Source organism: Micromonospora sp. S-DT3-3-22 (assembly GCF_015354745.1).
GTDB classification, from domain to species: domain Bacteria; phylum Actinomycetota; class Actinomycetes; order Mycobacteriales; family Micromonosporaceae; genus Micromonospora; species Micromonospora wenchangensis.
Map to the genome: position 1 here is coordinate 1 of NZ_JACGMO010000066.1, position 16592 is coordinate 16592.

The window sequence follows — 16592 nt, forward strand, 5'->3', positions numbered from 1 at the left end:
CCTCACGCTTCGCCCGCCCCCGCGCGGACAATCCACCACCATCGGGATACCTCATCCCATCGATCTACCCCAACCCCACACCGCCACACAGACCACATCGGACGAACCTGACCATTCAAGATCTGTAGTACTCCAGCCGCAGCTGGTGGATGCGGGTTCTTCGCTGATAGTGGGCCCGTTTGGCGCGGTGCTGGTGCCGGCGACGCCATCATGGACATCGATGTATTTGCTCGAAGGGTGGGGTGGTGGATCAGGTGTGCCAGGAGACGGCGGATCTCGCCGAGGCTGAGGGGCGCGAGCTGTTCATGATCAGGTTCCGGGTCCCCCTATTGGCGTGGGCGGCGGTGACGGTGGGGTAGGCGTGGGCTCACAGAACGAGAGTTATGTGCCGGTACCAGGCGTCGTACCGACGCACTTGGTAGTGATCCAAGCCCTACCTCGGTCTTGGCGGTCTGGAAAGACTCCTCGATCGCCCACCGGGTCCCGGCCACGCGGATCAGCTGCTCGTCTTGGTGCCTGCGGGCCGAAGCGCAGCTCTGCCCGCACGAACCGGCCCGCGACACGCGTCACCGCCTCGTCCTGGATGACCCGCCACCCATCAACATTCACGCTGTGGCATGCGGCCATCGTACGAACATCGGTTTTCCTCACGAAAGCCATCGATGATCAAACAGTGGCCGTCTTCATGCCCGTGCCACGCCCAACGCCGGAGCCAAGTGACGTTGGAATACCCGAGCAGGCGTGTCCCGGCCAACTGGCCGGGACACGCCTGCTCGCACTCAGGAGGCCATAAGTCCTCATCGTCAGGCGATGCGGGACAGTGCCTCTCGAAGGTCGGTCTGCCCTGCGTCCGGTCGGATTCCGTCGCCGTAAGGACCTTCGGGGCGACCACCCAGTATGTTAAGGCATGCGGTGAAAATCAATTCCTGCCCGTCCACCCAGCGGGGCAGGGTAGGGCGCCAGCTCTCCAGATCGTACGTCTCACCGGTCGCCCAGTTGCTCCCCTCGCGTTTCGCTGGAATCCACGAGTTCAGCTGGTGGCATTCCAGTTGATCCCAGATGGTGTCGGCCAGCTTTCCGTAAAGTCCGGGCACGCAACGCTGGACCGCATGCCACTGCTCGACCACGGCGTCCCTCGGATTCGCGGCGAAGGCGGCGTGCCATCTGGCCTCTCCCGTCGGCTTGACGAGAATCTGGAACTCCTCTTCGGCCCAATTCACCGTTTCGATGGACTCGACGAATCTGCTCGGACCACAGTACGGTGCTGCACTTGCCGGAGTGGCGAGCGTGAGCGTGGAAGAAACTATAGTCAACAATCCTGCTATCCACGCGATCAACTTGCGGGCACCGAGGCGGGATCGCTTCATGGCGGCACAGTCCTCTCTTTCGGGCGGCAGGTGTGCCGCCCAGACCGGTATCACTACTGTGACCACCGGGGTGCGCGGCGGCAACTGTTTTCCTCGAGATTGGACAAGCCTTGGACGATCATGCTGTGCCTGGTCAACGTGGCTCGACGCACGAGCGGCCGGATCACGGGCAAGGGGGGTCGTAGGGCCGGTCGGGAACGTGGGTCTTCCACTCCTCAATGGTGATGGCGTCACCGCTGGTGTCGCAGATGAGGGTCGCGGCGGCGTCGGTATCCGCATTCCAGACCCACGCCTTCTTCCGGTCTCCCCCGGATACGAGGAGCCGGGTTCCCGGCTGATAGTGCACCGGATACATGGCTCCTCTCGCCGGTTTGAGTTTGGCGAGCACAACGGGTACGTGCCGATCGCGTATGTCCCAGATCCAAACGGTGCCCGCAGCTGTCGTCGCCGTGAGGGTACTTCCGTCGCTGGTGAAAGCGAGCGAATGCACGTAGTTCAGCGGACCCGTGAGTGGTACGCCAATCGGGCTCGGTGCACCGGGACTGGTCACGTCATAGAGTCGGATGGTGCTGTCAGCGAGCCCGACGGCGAGCAAACTACCGTCCGGGCTGAATTCAGTCGCGAAGACGTAGTGATTACTGGGGGTGAGGGTGCCGGCCGGGGTGGGAAGCCGGGGGTCACGAACGTCCCAGAGTCGAACGGTTTTATCGACGCTTCCCGCCACGAGAAATTTACCATTCGGGCTGAAGGTCACTTGGTTGACATATCCGTTAAAGGTTCCAGGTGTCGATAGTCGGGCTGGGGAATAGGGGTTTCTAATATTCCACAGATGTACCGCCCCGTCGCGACTGCCGGTGGCGAGCACCGAACTGTCCGGACTGAAGGCTACCGTCTCGACCTGCCGAGAATGTGCCTTCAGCGGGGGTCCTATCCGGTTTGGGCGAGTCCGATCGCTGACATCCCAGAGTTGCAGGGTGCCGGACTTGCCGTGCCCTTCGACGAGCAGCCGGTTGTTCGCCGCGAATGCGAGAGTGCCGGAGAACTTGTCCGGGTTGGTGGTGGCGGGTCCAAGCAAGGTGGGGTGCTCTGGATCGGTGACATCAAGCAAGCGTAGGTCCGCACTACCGATGGCCAATGTGGTGCCGTCGGGGCTGAAGCGTGCGGCGCTGACCGTATAGTCCATGCCCTCCAGCGTGGGTGAGGCCACGGGCCACATCCGTGCCGTGCCGTCGTTCGCTCCGGTGATCACAGTTTTGCCATCAGGTCCAAACTTCACCGACGTGACCGGTGATGGGTGCGGCATTGTGGCGGTGACCCGGCGACTGGTTAGGTCGAGTAGCCGCACACCTTGGTCGCTGTCGGAGCTGGCGATTGCGAGTGTGGCGCCGTCCGGCGAGAACGCCACCGCGTTGACCCAGCTGGCTGCGCCGCCGATGGGAGGCCCGCTCGGTACCGGGTTGCCGGCGGTCGACCAGAGATACACCTGCTGGTCGGCGCCTCCTGCGGCGAGAGTGTCGCCTCGCGGGCTGAACGCCAGCTGGCCGATTGCCTTCGTCGGCCCAGGGGCGGGAGCCGGGTTGGCGGGGTGGTCGGGTTCGCTGATGTCCCAGACTTGTACGGTGCCGTCGTCGGTGCCTACTGCAAGCCGAGAGTTGTCTCGGTTGAAGGCGACGGATTTCGCCGGTGCGTCGTCGTCGACGTGCAGCGGCTTGCCTAGGGGACGCAGTTCGACATCGGTGACTGACCAGAGTCGTACGCTGCCGGCGCTGGTGTCGTTCACTACCGCCTCGGCAACGGCGGCGGCCATCAAGCTGCTGTCGTGGCTGAAGACCACGGAGTAGACCTTTGCTCCGAGACCTGCGACCGTGGGCAGCGCTACGGGAACCATCGGGTCACGGGTGTCCCACAGGTGGATACTGCCGTCTCCGCAGGAGGCAGCGAGCAACTTCCCGTTGGCCGAGAACGCCAGCGCGTAGACCTTGCCGCATGTGGCGTTCGGCAAGTCGGGGCGTATCTGGGGATGGCCGGGCATGGTGATGTCCCAGAACCGCACGGTGTTCCCTGTCGCCGCCGCGGCGATCCGCCCACTGGGATGTATGCCGACCGCGTACATGATGCCGCCGCCAGGGGCGCGCATCCGGACGGCCGAGCGCTGAGCGGTCGCCTCGATCAGTGCGGAGCGGGCCTCCACGGTGGGCGAGATGCGGAACGCCGCCAGTGCCAGTTGGCGCGCCAGCGATACGTCGACCTCGCGCAAGTTGGTGATCTCGCTGGCAATCATGCGGGAGACCGCTTCGTCACGTTGGCGAGTGGCGGCGCTAGTCTGCGCGACGACGACCACCGTCAGCGCACCGACCGCCGTCAGTAGGATAGACAGGATGGCGATGACCTGCTGGAGCCGGCGGGTGCGCCTGCGGGAACGGCGTACGCCAGCGTCGAGGAACTTTCTGACCGGCTCCGGCACCTCGTCGGAATGCTGATCTGCCCATTCCCGGGCGGTGTGCAAACGAGTGCCCTCATAGAGATGGTCCTGGTCGCGGTCGTGCCGCTCCCACTCCTGCGCGTCGACAGCCATCCGTTGAGCCAGCAGTCGGCCAGCCCGGTCCGCATCGAGCCACTCGCGCAACCGCGGCCAGGTAAAGATCAGAGACTCGTGCGTGATCTCGACGGTCTCGGCATCCACCGTGAGCAGGCCCTGATGGGCGAAGCGGTAGAGGACCTCGTACAGCTCGGCGTCTTGGCCCTCGTCGGACAGTTCGCTGAGAAACGCCTGCCGACGGCTGTCGGCCGCAGTGGGCTGCACCAGCACCAAGTGGAAGAAGAGCTTGCGGGCGATCGATCGCTGGATAGGGCTCAGCTCACCGAAGACCGCCTCGGCAGTGTCAGTGACCGCACGGTCCAGGCCACCGACCTGACGATAGTGATGCACCGTCATGTTAGCGCCGTTGCCAGCCAGCCACGTCTTGCGAAGCGCGTGGGATAGCTGCGGCAGCAGTGCGGCGCGGTGCACGGCGCGGCCCGGCCGGCTCGACACCTCGCTGAGCACCAATTCCACGAAGCCTGCCTCCGGCTCGATGCCGTTCTTGCGGGCGGGCTCAGCGATGACCGCGCGCAACTCGTCCTCATCCATCGGGGTCACCGCCACCTGACGGCCGTCGGTCAGCGCCCGGAGCTGCACATTGTCCTGGGCCACGCCATACTGGTCGGCGCGCAGACCTAGGACGACGAGCCCGCCTCCTGGCCTGGACGTAGCCGCCTGAAGCACCGCGAGAAACCCTGCCAGCTCGTCGTCGGCATCGTCTCCCGCAGCAATGAGTGCCTGCTCAACCTGGTCGACGATGATCAGGACCGGTCGATCCAGCGCGACCCGATCCAGGTAAGGGGCGACACGAGTAGGGTCTGCCCGCAGATCCTCGGCGACCGCTGCGGAAGACAAGCCAAGGTGCTTGGCGAGTGACTCAGCGAGCTGAACAGACGGTGAGGGCGTCGCCGCGAAGGACAGCACCGCCCAGGTGGTGCTGCCCTCAATGACGGCACCCTGCGCAATCGCCGGACGGACGCCAGCTTCGAGCAGGGAAGTCTTGCCCGCTCCGGAAGAGCCGACCAGCAGCATGGCACCGCCGCCGGCCTCGTGCATTTCGCGGAGATTGTCTAGTACGGACGCCAAGAGCTTGGCGCGGCCGAAGAAGTACGGAGCATCCTGCACGCCGTAACTGTCGAGACCCCGATATGGCACGACGTCACCGGAGTTGCGGGTCCTGCGCAGCCGCCGGACGGTAGCGAGCCACCGTTCGACCTCATCGTGATCGACTCCCAGGTAGTGGAGCAGGACGCGGAAGTCGTGGTGGAACTTCGGCGAGGGAAGGTTGCTGCCGGTAAACCAGGTGCCGATGGTCCGATGGTCGACTCCGGCGCCTTCGGCGCGGCACTTGTCCATTAGGAGGCGATAGGACCATGCCGCTGTGTTGAGCGCTTGCAGCGCCTCGGCGAACGCCTTCCGCGTCGTGATGTCTGGAAAGGGTGGGGCGGGGTGCTGCGACTGCACGGCGGCTCCTGAAACAGTTGTCGGCCGTTCACACACTGTGGAGCCAGGTTACAGATGGGTGACTGTCCATGTTCGTGCGGTGAGCCGTCTAACTTTGTCCAACCTCGGGCTCCGCACCCTGCAACGCCTTGCTGACCTGGCAATCTGAGGTGACCGACGGGCCGGAAGGACACCGAGCCTGTCGTCGATTCGCTACCGCCTCTCCTCAAGGAAAGGACCCAACATGTACTCCCACAGCATCGGTAAGACCGGCAAACGCACCGTGCTGCGTCGCCTCACCGGAGCAGCGGCAGTCATCGCTGCGATGGTCACGGTGAACACCCTCGGCGCCGGACCCGCGCTCGCCGCCGGCCCCTACATCGGCTCCAACTCCGGTGGTGCCTGGCTGCGCAGCGCCGCCTACCTCGGCGACCAGTACAAGGTCCGCTACGTCAACAACAACACCGCCGTCACGATGGTCTGCTGGGTCGACACGCAGTGGGTATACCCGCCGGACTCCGACTACGCCTCCAACCGCTGGTTCAAGGTCGACGTGCCCAGCGTGGGCGTGTACAAGGCGTACGTGCACTCCTCGCTCGTGGAATCCCAGGTTGGCGTCGGCCGCTGCTGAACAGTCTCAGTCGGCAACCGAGGCCGCGATCTGCGGAAGCGCAGATCGCGGCCTCGGTGGTGTGGGATGCCCGAAGTAACTCGAACTCGTTCTGGCGTCCCGCTCGCACCGCGTCGCCGAGCCCCCTGGGCATGATGATCTATGCGACTTTGAATCGTCCGTGAAAACCCTCGGCAATGCTGGTTGGTGATCGGGTTCTGACGGGTCCGTGCTGCGGCATGTCAGGGACGGTTCCCTGTTTGTCTATCCGGTCCGGTGTGGGCTATGGGGGTGACGCTCGTGCCTGGTCGTGGCCTGGCCAGCGCCGAGTTGTTCGAGAATGTCGGAGCTGTCTGGGGCGAGGGCGGGCTTGACGATGTAGTGCCTGTTGGTGACCTGTTCGGTGGCGTGCCCGAGCTGGGCTGCGGCGTGCTTGGCGTCAGACTCCTTGTCGATCAGGGTGGCGACGGTCTTGCGGAAGGTGTGTGGCGTGACCCATTCGAGGCCGGTGTCGGCGCGGGCTTGACGCCACTGGCGGCGGACGTTCTGTGGAGACAGCCAGGTGCCGCGTCGGGAGGCGAAGATCGCATCGTGGGGGTTGTCGGCGGCGTTGAGCTGTCTGGCCATCAGCATCCCGACTGCGAAGCGAGGAAGGACCACGGTCCGGAAGCCGGCGTCGGATTTCGTCCAGTCCTGCCGGAAGAAGCCTTTGCCCTTGAGATAGACGATCGTGCCGCAGATGGTCAGTGTCGGGCGTTCGGCGGCGAGGTCGAGGTCTTCCCAGCGTGTTGCCAGGATCTCGCCGATGCGGGCGCCGGTGGCGAGCATGAGGTCGACGATGTCGCCCAGCTCGCCGGTGTGCCGAGGCCCGGGTTTACCGGGGGTGGACTGCTGCCATCGTTGGATCGCCGCACGGACGCCCTCCAGTTGCTCCGTCTTCAGGGCGACGACCGTGCGGCGCGGGTTGCGTAGTCGGCCGGTGTCGCGGACGGGGTTGGTCGTTAGTGCGCCATGACGTACGGCCAGGGCGAGCATCTGTGTGAGGACGACCTTCGCGAGCCTGGCGGCGGTCGGGCGGTCGTCGGCGATCTTGCGTAGGAACTTGTCGATGCGGCCGACGGTGGCCTCCCGGATACGAAGGTTGCCCAGGGCTGGCACAACCGAGACGCGCACGCTGACTTCGTACTGGCTGATGGTTTGCGGCGCGAGACGCTCCTCTGCGGTGATCTCGTCGAGCCAAAGGCTGGCGAGTCTGCTGATGTGGGTCTCCCGGGTGATCTCGTCGTCGTTGGGAGCGGCACGGTCACGAAGTTTGACCTTGAGCGCTCGGATGGCGGCTGGGCCGGTGGTGTCGGTGGCCTCGACGTCGCGGGTGCTGCCGTCGTAGTCGCGGAATCGGGCTCGGGCGCGGTACCGGTTGGGGCCGAGTTTCTCGGTGCGAATGTTGCCCCAGGTCCCGATGGGTAGTGGAGGTCGAGCCATGACTCAGCGCTCCGGGTCGGTGTGGGCGTCGAGCCAGTGTTCGACCTCGCTGCGCCGGTAGCGCAGGGTGTTGCCGACGCGGATGGCGCGTGGTCCCTTGCCTCGGCTGTGCCAGGCGTAGAGGGTGTTCTTCGGCTTGCCCAACCAGGCCGCGACGTCATCGATGGTCAGGAGAGGGTCGGGTCGCCACTCGGCGGGAGCCGGGGTGCTCACTGCCGGCCCGAAGCAGTAGGTGAACCGAATTGTGGGCGTGGCCTGTGAGGGTCGCCGGACCGCCGGTGGGCGGTGGGGTCGGGCCGTACGTCCCCTGGCGTGGGGTGCGGATTGGGCGGGCACGGATCGGGTGTCCTTTCACCGTTCCGGTCCGGATGGGACCGGGGATCGATGGCGCTGCCGCCGGGATTGGGGTATCCGGGGGACATCGCCTGTGCACGTCGATCCACGCGGTGCGGGGTGGAGTCATCAAGCCGGTCAGCGTCCGCCGTGGTGCGCCCTGACCGGCTCTCGGCGTCGTGTGGGGCGGAGTTCAGTGGGGCGCGGAGGACCGCCACGTCTTCGTGTTGGACGAGCCATTGCGGGTCGCCGATGGCGATGGCGTCTCGGGTGTTCTTCTGCTGGAAGAACGAGGCGCGGGGAATGATCACGCTGTCGCGGACGCCGCAGATGAGGGCGATGCACTCCTCGACCAGTTCGAGTCCGGCGTTGATGCCGGCGGCGACGACCATCCCAGGGATGTCGATGAGTTCGCCGTGGCGGCGGTAGGGCCGGGCGGTGACGACGACGTGCCCACCGGGACGCAGCAACGTCCGGCAGCCGGCGAGGATGGTGGTGAACCCGTCGGCGAGTTGGCCGTGGCTGCGGTAGGCGAGGTTGTCCGCGCCGCCGTACTTGTGGTTGATCTTGCGGACCTTGCCGCGTCTCGGGCCGGGGGTACGGACGTGGCCGTGGGTGGACGACCCGTATGGCGGTGAGGTGATCACCAGGGACACCTGACCGTGCAGGCTGGCCGGCAGCAGGGACGGTAGGGCGGTGGAGTCGCCGTGGTAGATCTCGCCGCGACCTAGCGCGCCGGCTTGGCGGGTGTGGCGGATGTTGTCGGCTGCCTTGGTGACCCATTCGGCTTCGTACTCGACGCCGACGCCGTGGCGGCCGAGGTGCATGGCCTCGATGACGGTGGTGCCGATGCCGGCCATGGGGTCGAGGACCACGTCACCGGGGTTGGTGTAGGTGCGGATGGCGTACCGGGGGATCGTCGGGAGCATCTTGCCGGGGTGCGCCAACGAGTCCGGGGTGTACCGGCCGCGCCGCAGGTCACGCGACGCGGTTTGACCGGTGAGCCAGACCGCACCGAGGTAGCCGTCAGCGAGCAGGGCCGCTAGGTCGGACCCGTCGGGGTATGGCGGTTCCCCGTCGTGAAGACCAGCGGTGCGCAGCGGCGGACGAAGCTTAAACACGGGCGTTCTCCTCACTGGTGGCGGTGCTGCCGAACACGACCAGGTCCCGGAACGTCGGGAGGTGCCGGCCGGCGAGCAGACGCCGTCCGTCGTCGCCTTCGTCGCGGTGTTCCGGGGCGGTGCGTGGCTCGTGCTCGGGCAGCGGGGCGAGGACAGCGGGGATGTGCTGGTGGTAGAAGAGGCCCGAGGCGCGGGCGGCGGCGATGACCGTGGCGCGGTGGCTGAACCCGCGTGGCGGGGGCGGCGCGGTGGTGAGTGCGACGAGCAGGAACCCGCCGGGGCGCAGTAGAGGCCGCCAGGTGTTCATCGCGGTGGTCAGGTCGTCCGGTGCGGGGTGCCCGGTGGTCTGCGGCAGCGTCGCCAGGATCAGGGTGACGCCCGATCCGGGCAGGTGAGGCACGCCGCGCCTCGCGCGTCCGGGAGGTAGGAGCCGTATGCGCAGGCCGTAGGGACCGGTGAACAGTCGGGCCGGCGTCCGGTGCAGGTAGGTGGTTGCGGCGAGGGCGGCGGGGTGCGCGTCGAGGTCGAGCACCACGTCACCGGCGTCGGTGTAGCGGCGGATGAGGTAGGCGAGGTGGTTCGGGGACAGTCCGTGCCAGTCCGGCACTGCCGGATCAGGCGTGCGGGAGGTGTGGGTAGGGGGAAGGAGCAACCCGACCGGTGCCGGCTGCGGCCGGTCGCCGGGGGTGGTGGAGCTGGGCTTCGGCATGGGCGTGTGGGCCACGTCCGCCGACGAGCGCTGACACTAAGGGATTACAAATCCGTGCCTCGGATTGGAAACCGCGCTCCTCGCCGAGGGTGGCACAGTGCCCGACGCCGCCCGGTTGAACAAGATCCTCTACGGGTTGAACACGCAGGTCAGACAGCACCCGAGGCATCAATGGTCGGCAGCACGCGAGCGGCAGCAGGTTGAACAAGATCCTCGCCTGCTTGAACAAGATCGTCCTCTGCTTGAACGCGATCCCGGCTGACCACCTCGGGCCTTGAACAAGATCGCCAGGAGGTGCGGTGCAACCGGCGGGAGCCCCTCGCGGCCGTCCTACGTGACGCCATGGCTGCGTCGTGGTTGGCGCGTGTTCAAGGTGCTCCGTCTCGACGTGGCTGCGGCTGGTGCTGAGGCCCGTGAACAGCCTGACCACGCGTTGCACACCATGACACGGGGTTTCGCTTAGCCGATGCCGAGGCGCATTGACGGAGGTCGGCGAGAGCGGGGTTGAACACGCGTTGGGCCGCCTTGAACAAGATCAGCAGTGTTCATGATCTGTTCAAAGGCCCTGGTGGCGTGGTGGCACAGCGCCGATCGGCACTTCCGCCGGACGGCAACGGTCATCACGAGGGAGCACCACCATGGACCGTTCTACCCCCGTCTCCGGCCCGGCTGTCGGGCCGCGTGGCGAGACGTTGCTCAACGACATCGAGTACCGGTTCCGGCTGATGGGGCAGGGGCCGAGCCCGCTGTCGGTGGACGGCCGCAGCCTCGGTCACGGCCTGCCCCGCCGGGCCATCGCCCTGCCGGAGCTGTCGGCGATCCTGATGCATCCGTCCTGCGGTTACGCCGCCCGGGACGCGGCGTGGCGGCTGCTCGTGCAGCAGGCCCGTACCGAGGACCCGGCGTGGCGTGCTGGTGCGGTCGGCGTCGCGCTGCCGGGCCTGCGGTTCAAGGCGTACCTGTTGGCGAAGCTGTTCACCGGCGACGTGCAGGCCGCCATCGTTGAGCACTTCCTCCGCGCTCTTGCCACGGTCGACGTAACCAGGTCGGGTGTGGTCGGGAACCTGCTGTCCGCCGCGTTCTCCAAGGCCCGCGCCGAGCTGCGCGATCTGGAGCCCGCCTTGTCCGGGGCTCCGAACCACGCCCCGGGCGCGGTGGTGCCGCCGGCCCCGTACGGTCACCCGGATCTCGTCCTGGCCCGCGCGGTTGCCGCCGGGGCAATCACCGTCCAGGAGGCGGAGCTGATCGGCGCGACGTACCTGGAAGACGTCAGCCTCACCGACTACGCCGAACGCACCGGCCAGCCCCGGTGGAACCTGTACAAGCGCCGTACGGCTGCCGTCGCCCGGTTGAAGGCCGCGATCGAGTCCGGCGCGCTGTCCGATCCCTACGCCGACGTCATCAACGAGGCCACGGCGACGGTGGTCCTCGACGCGTCCACCGCCCGGAAGCGTCCGTAGGTAGGTTGTCTGAGCTGCGGGTTTCCAATCCGGGGCTCGGATTTGTAATCCCTTAGTGCGGGACTCTTCCGCGCAGGTGACCTGTTCCGACCGGACCCGTTGACGGCGCTGACACCTCGCACGGTCCCTGGCCCACCCGCCATCTCTGGTGAGGAGGACGGCCGCGTCGGTCGGCACCACAGGTCACCCCGCATCGTCCGGTCCCGCCTTCGCTACCCACTCGCGCACCTACGCCCCGTTGCGGGCTGCGTCGGCGTGCGAACCGGAGGTGCCCAACCCCATGACTCCTCACCCCTTCCCATGCCCCGAGGCGGCGGACCGCCGCCTCGGGGCCGGCAGGCGCGGACGGCCTTCCGTCCGCCGCCTGCTCCGCTATCGTCCTCGGACTGTCCGCGCCGCGCTGCTATTCCTTAACGCCGCTGCGGTGACGGCAGCGTTCGTTGCTGTGCCGACCGTGGCGTGGGCGGCCGAGCCTGCTGCGGTGGTGCTGGCCGTTGAGTCGATCCAGCAGGTCGCCAACAACATCCGTACCTGGCTCGTCGGCATCCTCGTCGCCGTCGCCACCTTGTTCCTGACCGTCGGCGGCCTGCGGTACCTGGCTGCCAACGGTGACCCCGGTGAGGTCGAGAAGGCCAAGCTCGCGCTGCGGTCCGCCGCGATGGGCTACGCCCTCGCGTTGCTCGCGCCGCTGTTCGTGACCATTGTCGGCACGTGGGTGGCGTGATGACTGCCCTCGCCACGCGATCCCGCCGCCCGGTCCGACCGGTGTCGTTGCTGCTGCTCGGCGCGGTGATCCTCACCGGCCTGGCCCTGACCTGGGCCGGGCCGGCGCACGCCGAGCCGAGCCCGGCACCCGGCCCGCCCGCTACGGCACCCGGCCCGCCGCCTACGCCCGGTGTGCCTGACCCTGGCGTCCGCTTGCCGGGAGTGAAACCGTCTCCCTCCGTGCCGGCACCCACGCCCGATCCGGCCCTGACTCCCGGTCAGCCCTCTGTCAGCAATGATCCGGCCTGGTACGACATCGGCGGTCAGATCCGCAAGGCCGTGGTGGACCTGGTCGTGTGGGCCGCTGAGCAGGCTCTCCAGCCGGTGATGGAAGCCCTCGGCGCGTCGTGGCTGTCCACCCCCGACCTCACCACCAACGAGCACGTCAAGGCGATCTGGACGACCAGCCTGGTCGTCGCCAACGGCATCACCGTGCTGTTCATCGTCGCCGGAGGGTTCCTGGTCACCGCCCGGGAAACCCTGCAAACCTCCTACGGCCTCAAGCAGGTGCTACCCCGCATCGCTGTGGGCGTGGTCCTGGCCAATTGCAGCCTGATCATCGGTCAGAAGGCCATCGAGCTGACCAACGCGCTCACGGTGGCCATCGCGGGTAACACGATCGACGGCCCGACCGCCGCGACCGCGATCCGGCAGGTCGTGGACGACGCCCTGCGAGGCGGCGGGTTCCTGATGGCGTTGCTGGCCATCGCCGTGATCGTGATGTGCCTCGTCCTGGAGTTCACCTTCGTCCTACGCCTGGCGGCGCTGGTCATCCTGCTCGGGGTCGCCCCGGCAGCGTTGATCTGCCACGCCAGCCCGCTCACCGAGGGCGTGGCCCACCTGTGGTGGCGCTGCACGCTGGCCTGCCTCGGCCTGCAACTCGGCCAGGCCACCGTCGTCATGGCCAGCGTCAAGGTGTTCCTCACCCCCGCCGGACCGACCGTGCTGGGCGTGCCCGCGACCGGACAAGGGCTCCTCGGCGTCGTGGTCTGCCTGACGATGCTGTGGCTGCTGATCAAACTGCCGGGCTGGATGCGACAGTTCGTCCTCGGCCCACTCGGACAGCGCAACGGCCGAGGACTGCTCGGGCAACTCCTCCACGCCTTCATCATGATCAAAACGCTCGGTGCGGCGGCCGGCATCCTCGGCGGCGCGAGCCCGTCCCGGACCGGCGGACGGACGGCCCCTCGTCCACCCGGCCCCCGTCCGTCACCGGGTGGACCCCGTCCGCCCCGTCCACCGCGCCCGCCCCGTCTGGGGCCGACTCCCGTCCCGCCGCCTCCGCCGGGACCAGTGGCCTTCAGCCACGCCCCCGTCACCCACACGCCGCTGCCCGCGCCCTCCGGGACGAACACCGCCCCCACCTTCAGCCACCCGGCGACCCCGTCCACCCCGACGCCAACACCGTCCGGCGGTGCCCCGGCCGCGCAGTTCTCCCACCCGGCCCCGCCCCACCCGAGTCCGCCGTCCCCGGCCACCCCACCGGCCCGAGTCACCTTCAGCGCCGCCACGACCCCGGCACCGACACCAGCACCCAGCGGTGCGGCACCGGCGGTGAGGTTCTCGGCCGCAGCAGCGCCGCAGAGCGCGCCGCGCCGGCCCCCTGCCCCGGTCACGCCGGTGTTCTCCGCAGCCCAGACCACACCACCGGCGGTCGGCGGGCCACGACGAACCTCGACCCCCGGGACACGGCCCACGGCGGCGCGACGCGCCACCCCGAGCGGGCGACCTGCTGCCAACCCGGGCTCCCCGTCCGCCGTCCGGCGGGCAGCCACGCCCAGCACGCCCCAGTCCCGTCCACCGGCCCCGCCTGTCCCGCCGTCCCCGGATGGTCAGCGGTCGGCAGCCCCACCACGCCCGTCCCCATCCCCGTCGGGCGGTGTGACGTCGGCGGGTCCGTCCGCCGTCCGTCCCGGGCCGTCCCCGTCCCCACTGCCGTCCCGGTCGTCCGGTCCGGTGCGGCGCTCGCCATCCACACGGAGGGGTGATCAGCGATGAGCCGTCACAGCGACGAGGCTCCGATGCGGGCGCGGGTTCCCGCAGACATCGAGCGGCCGGACAGGATCGCGTTCAACCTCTCCGGACGGCAGTTGGTGATCCTGGCCGTCACGGGCCTGCTGCTCTACGCGGCGTGGACGGCGGTGGCCACGGTGGTGCATCCGCTGGTGTTCCTCGCGGGGGCGATGCCGCCCGCCGCTGGAGCGTTCCTGCTCGCGGTCGGCCGCCGGGACGGGATCAGCCTCGACGCCTGGGTCCTCGCCGCGCTGCGGCACCGCCGCAGTCCGCGCCAGCTCGTCCCGGCCGACAGGCCGGTCGTCCCGGCCCCGGCGTGGGTACAGACCACCGCCGGGCCGGGTGACCGGCTACCGCTGCCCGCACCGCTGCGGCTGCCCGCGAAGGGCATCACCGGCGACGGCCTGATCGACCTCGGAGCGGATGGCACCACCGGCCTGGTCGCCGCCTCGACGGTGGCCTTCGGCCTGCGCACACCGGGGGAGCAGAACGGCCTGGTGGCCGGGTTCGCCCGGTGGCTACACAGCCTCGACGGCCCGGCGCAGATCGTCGTGCGGGCACAGCGGGTCGACCTGACCTACCTCGCCGACCGGTTCCTCGCCGCCGCCCCCGGGCTGCCGCACCCCGCGTTGGAAGAGGCAGCCCACGCGCACGCCGCGTTCCTCGATGACCTGGCCGGGCAGCGGGAGCTGCTGCACCGGCAGGTCACCGTGGCCGTGCGGAGCCGGCGCGCCGCGCACCACACCGCGCACCACGCGGCCGAGGCGGTGCGTGCCTTCGCCGGCTGCGAGGTCCCCGCCCGGGTCCTCGACGGGCCGGAGGCCACGGTGCGGCTCGCGGCCAGCCTCCACCCCACAGGCGCAGCTCTCACGCCCTACGCCATACCTGACGGAAGTGATGAACAGTGAGCCTGTTCTCCAATCTGCTGCCGCACCGGCGGCCCGCCCTGCCCGAGCCGGCCACGGTCCTGCCCGGCTCTCCGGACGCCGTCGAAGTTGATAGCCGATACGTGCGGGTCGGGGACGGCTACAGCGCCACCCTGGCCGTTGTCGGCTACCCGGCTGAGGTCGGGCCGGGGTGGGCGGAGCCGATCCTGTCCTATCCGGGCCTGGTCGACGCCGCCTTCCACATCGAGCCGGTCCCGCCGGCGGTGGCCTCCGAGCGGCTACGTAAGCAGCGCGGCCGGTTCGAGTCCTCCCGACGCCAGGACGCGGCCAAGGGCCGCCTTGACGATCCCGACCTTGACGCCGCTGCGGCCGACGCCGCCGAGCTGGCCACGCGGGTGGCCCGAGGCGAGGCCCGGCTGTTCCGCCTCGGCCTCTATCTGACCGTCCACGGCGCCAGCCCCGACGACCTCGCGCAGCGGGTGGCCGAGGTGCGGTCTCTGGCTTCTTCGCTGCTGCTGGACACCGCGCCGGTGACGTGGCGGCAGTTGCAGGGCTGGATCAGCGGTCTGCCTCTCGCGTTCGACGCGTTGGGGATGAAGCGGGTCTTCGACACTGACGCCCTCGCCGCGAGCTTTCCGTTCACCAGCCCTGACCTGCCCGACACCGCAGGGGACACCGGCATGGGGGTGCTGTTCGGGTTGAACCTGCACTCGGCCGGGGTGGTCGTGTGGGACCGGTGGGCGCAGTCCAACTACAACGCTGTCATCCTGGCCCGCTCCGGGGAAGGCAAGTCGTACCTGGCCAAGCTCGACCTGTTGCGCAACCTGTGCCTCGGGGTGGAGGCGTTCGTCATCGACCCTGAAGACGAGTACCTGCGGCTGGCCGATGCGGTCGGCGGCACGGTCATCCGGCTCGGCGCGGCTGGTGTGAAGATCAACCCTCTCGATCTGCCGCCCGGCGATGATGCCCTGAACGATCGGGCGCGGTTCCTGCACACGCTCGTGACGGTGATGGCCAGCGGCGATACCGCTGTCAGTGCGCCGCTGCCCGGCGATGAGGCCCGCTCCCTCGACGTGGCGGTGCTGGCCGCGTATCGGGCCAAGGGCATCACCACCGACCCGCGCACCTGGAGACGACCCGCCCCGCTCCTCGGTGACGTGACGGCGGCCCTGGAGGACACCGACGACGCCGGGCGTCGCGTCGCCGCCCGCCTGCACCCCTACGTCGCCGGCAGCATGAAGGGCCTGTTCGACGGCCCCACCACCACCGCCGCGCAGGGGCACCTCGTGGTCTTCGCCATCAAAGACCTGCCCGAGCAACTTCACCCGGTCGGGACGCTGCTCACCCTGGACACCATCTGGCGCACCGTACGCGGAGCGACCGGCTCCGGCCAGCGGCCCGATGCGTTGCGGATGGTGCTGGTGGACGAGGCGTGGAAGCTGCTGTCCGGCGGTCGCGGCGGCGTGTTCCTGGAGACCCTCGCCAAGTCCGCCCGCAAGTACGGCACCGGGTTGACCGTCGTCACCCAGGACGCGGCTGACGTGCTCGCCACCAAGACCGGCCGCGCCGTCGTCTCCAACGCCGCAACCCAGGTGCTGCTCCGGCAGGCACCGCAAGCGATCGACGCTGTGGCCGAGGCGTTCGGACTCACCGACGGCGAACGGGCGTTCCTGCTGTCCTGCCAACGCGGAGACGCCCTGCTCACGGCCGGGTCAGCGCGGGTGGCCTTCCACAGCCACGCCTCGCCCACCGAGCACGAATTGATCATCACCGGCCCGGTCACCGGTCGCCCCGCGCGCCGCCGCTGACCCGGCCTCCTTC

General features: G+C 68.6%; 14 protein-coding genes and 1 pseudogene. 8 read left to right on the plus strand and 7 right to left on the minus strand.

All coding sequences use genetic code 11. The features are described from left to right. Positions 1–376: 376 nt before the first annotated feature. The 3 genes and pseudogenes from H1A17_RS34555 to H1A17_RS35600 form a co-directional block, all read right to left on the minus strand. Positions 377–500: pseudogene (locus H1A17_RS34555) on the minus strand (IS701 family transposase); the annotation flags it as partial. 303 nt (positions 501–803) lie between these two features. Then, complete coding sequence (locus tag H1A17_RS19425) at positions 804–1367, minus strand: hypothetical protein (RefSeq protein ID WP_194822563.1); 564 nt, start codon at positions 1365–1367, stop codon at positions 804–806. Between the two features lie 163 nt (positions 1368–1530). Then, positions 1531–5412 carry an AAA family ATPase gene (locus H1A17_RS35600; protein WP_194822564.1) on the minus strand — a complete coding sequence of 1294 codons (3882 nt, stop codon included), beginning with the start codon at positions 5410–5412 and terminating at the stop codon, positions 1531–1533. A 223-nt stretch (positions 5413–5635) separates the two neighbouring features. On the opposite strand from H1A17_RS35600, the gene H1A17_RS19435 reads away from it, so the two are divergent. Next, positions 5636–6022, plus strand: a complete 387-nt coding sequence (locus tag H1A17_RS19435; RefSeq protein ID WP_194822565.1) for a hypothetical protein — start codon at positions 5636–5638, stop codon at positions 6020–6022. Positions 6023–6265: 243 nt separating this feature from the next. On the opposite strand, the gene H1A17_RS19440 is transcribed toward H1A17_RS19435, so the two are convergent. The 4 genes from H1A17_RS19440 to H1A17_RS19455 are packed head-to-tail and all read right to left on the minus strand — an operon-like array spanning position 6266 to position 9544. Then, on the minus strand, positions 6266–7483 hold the full coding sequence (locus H1A17_RS19440) for a site-specific integrase (RefSeq protein ID WP_194822566.1): 1218 nt from the start codon (positions 7481–7483) through the stop codon (positions 6266–6268). Between the two features lie 3 nt (positions 7484–7486). Beyond that, complete coding sequence (locus H1A17_RS19445; protein ID WP_194822567.1) at positions 7487–7696, minus strand: AlpA family transcriptional regulator; 210 nt, start codon at positions 7694–7696, stop codon at positions 7487–7489. Further along, complete coding sequence (locus H1A17_RS19450; protein ID WP_194822591.1) at positions 7693–8916, minus strand: TRM11 family methyltransferase; 1224 nt, start codon at positions 8914–8916, stop codon at positions 7693–7695. The genes H1A17_RS19445 and H1A17_RS19450 overlap by 4 nt, the downstream gene beginning before the upstream one ends. Before the next feature lie 13 nt (positions 8917–8929). Beyond that, complete coding sequence (locus H1A17_RS19455) at positions 8930–9544, minus strand: hypothetical protein (protein WP_309236809.1); 615 nt, start codon at positions 9542–9544, stop codon at positions 8930–8932. A 13-nt stretch (positions 9545–9557) separates the two neighbouring features. Between H1A17_RS19455 and H1A17_RS35605 the strand changes: the two genes are divergently transcribed. The 7 genes from H1A17_RS35605 to H1A17_RS19485 all read left to right on the plus strand — a co-directional run bounded on the left by H1A17_RS35605 (position 9558) and on the right by H1A17_RS19485 (position 16579). Further along, on the plus strand, positions 9558–9680 hold the full coding sequence (locus tag H1A17_RS35605) for a hypothetical protein (protein WP_309236810.1): 123 nt from the start codon (positions 9558–9560) through the stop codon (positions 9678–9680). Positions 9681–9743: 63 nt separating this feature from the next. After that, positions 9744–9908 carry a hypothetical protein gene (locus H1A17_RS19460; RefSeq protein WP_228543845.1) on the plus strand — a complete coding sequence of 55 codons (165 nt, stop codon included), beginning with the start codon at positions 9744–9746 and terminating at the stop codon, positions 9906–9908. Between the two features lie 376 nt (positions 9909–10284). Continuing rightward, the gene (locus tag H1A17_RS19465; RefSeq protein WP_194822569.1) at positions 10285–11106 is read left to right on the plus strand and encodes a hypothetical protein; all 822 of its coding nucleotides are present in this window, start codon (positions 10285–10287) and stop codon (positions 11104–11106) included. A 280-nt stretch (positions 11107–11386) separates the two neighbouring features. After that, positions 11387–11830 (plus strand): pilin, encoded by a 444-nt coding sequence (locus H1A17_RS19470; protein ID WP_194822570.1) that lies wholly within the window; start codon positions 11387–11389, stop codon positions 11828–11830. Between the two features lie 323 nt (positions 11831–12153). Then, positions 12154–13869 (plus strand): hypothetical protein, encoded by a 1716-nt coding sequence (locus tag H1A17_RS19475; protein ID WP_194822592.1) that lies wholly within the window; start codon positions 12154–12156, stop codon positions 13867–13869. Then, positions 13866–14792 carry a PrgI family protein gene (locus H1A17_RS19480; RefSeq protein WP_194822571.1) on the plus strand — a complete coding sequence of 309 codons (927 nt, stop codon included), beginning with the start codon at positions 13866–13868 and terminating at the stop codon, positions 14790–14792. Before H1A17_RS19475 ends, H1A17_RS19480 begins: the two co-directional genes overlap by 4 nt. Further along, entirely contained in the window at positions 14789–16579 is a 1791-nt protein-coding gene (locus H1A17_RS19485; RefSeq protein ID WP_194822572.1) for a VirB4 family type IV secretion system protein, read from the plus strand. The genes H1A17_RS19480 and H1A17_RS19485 overlap by 4 nt, the downstream gene beginning before the upstream one ends. Positions 16580–16592: the final 13 nt, after the last annotated feature.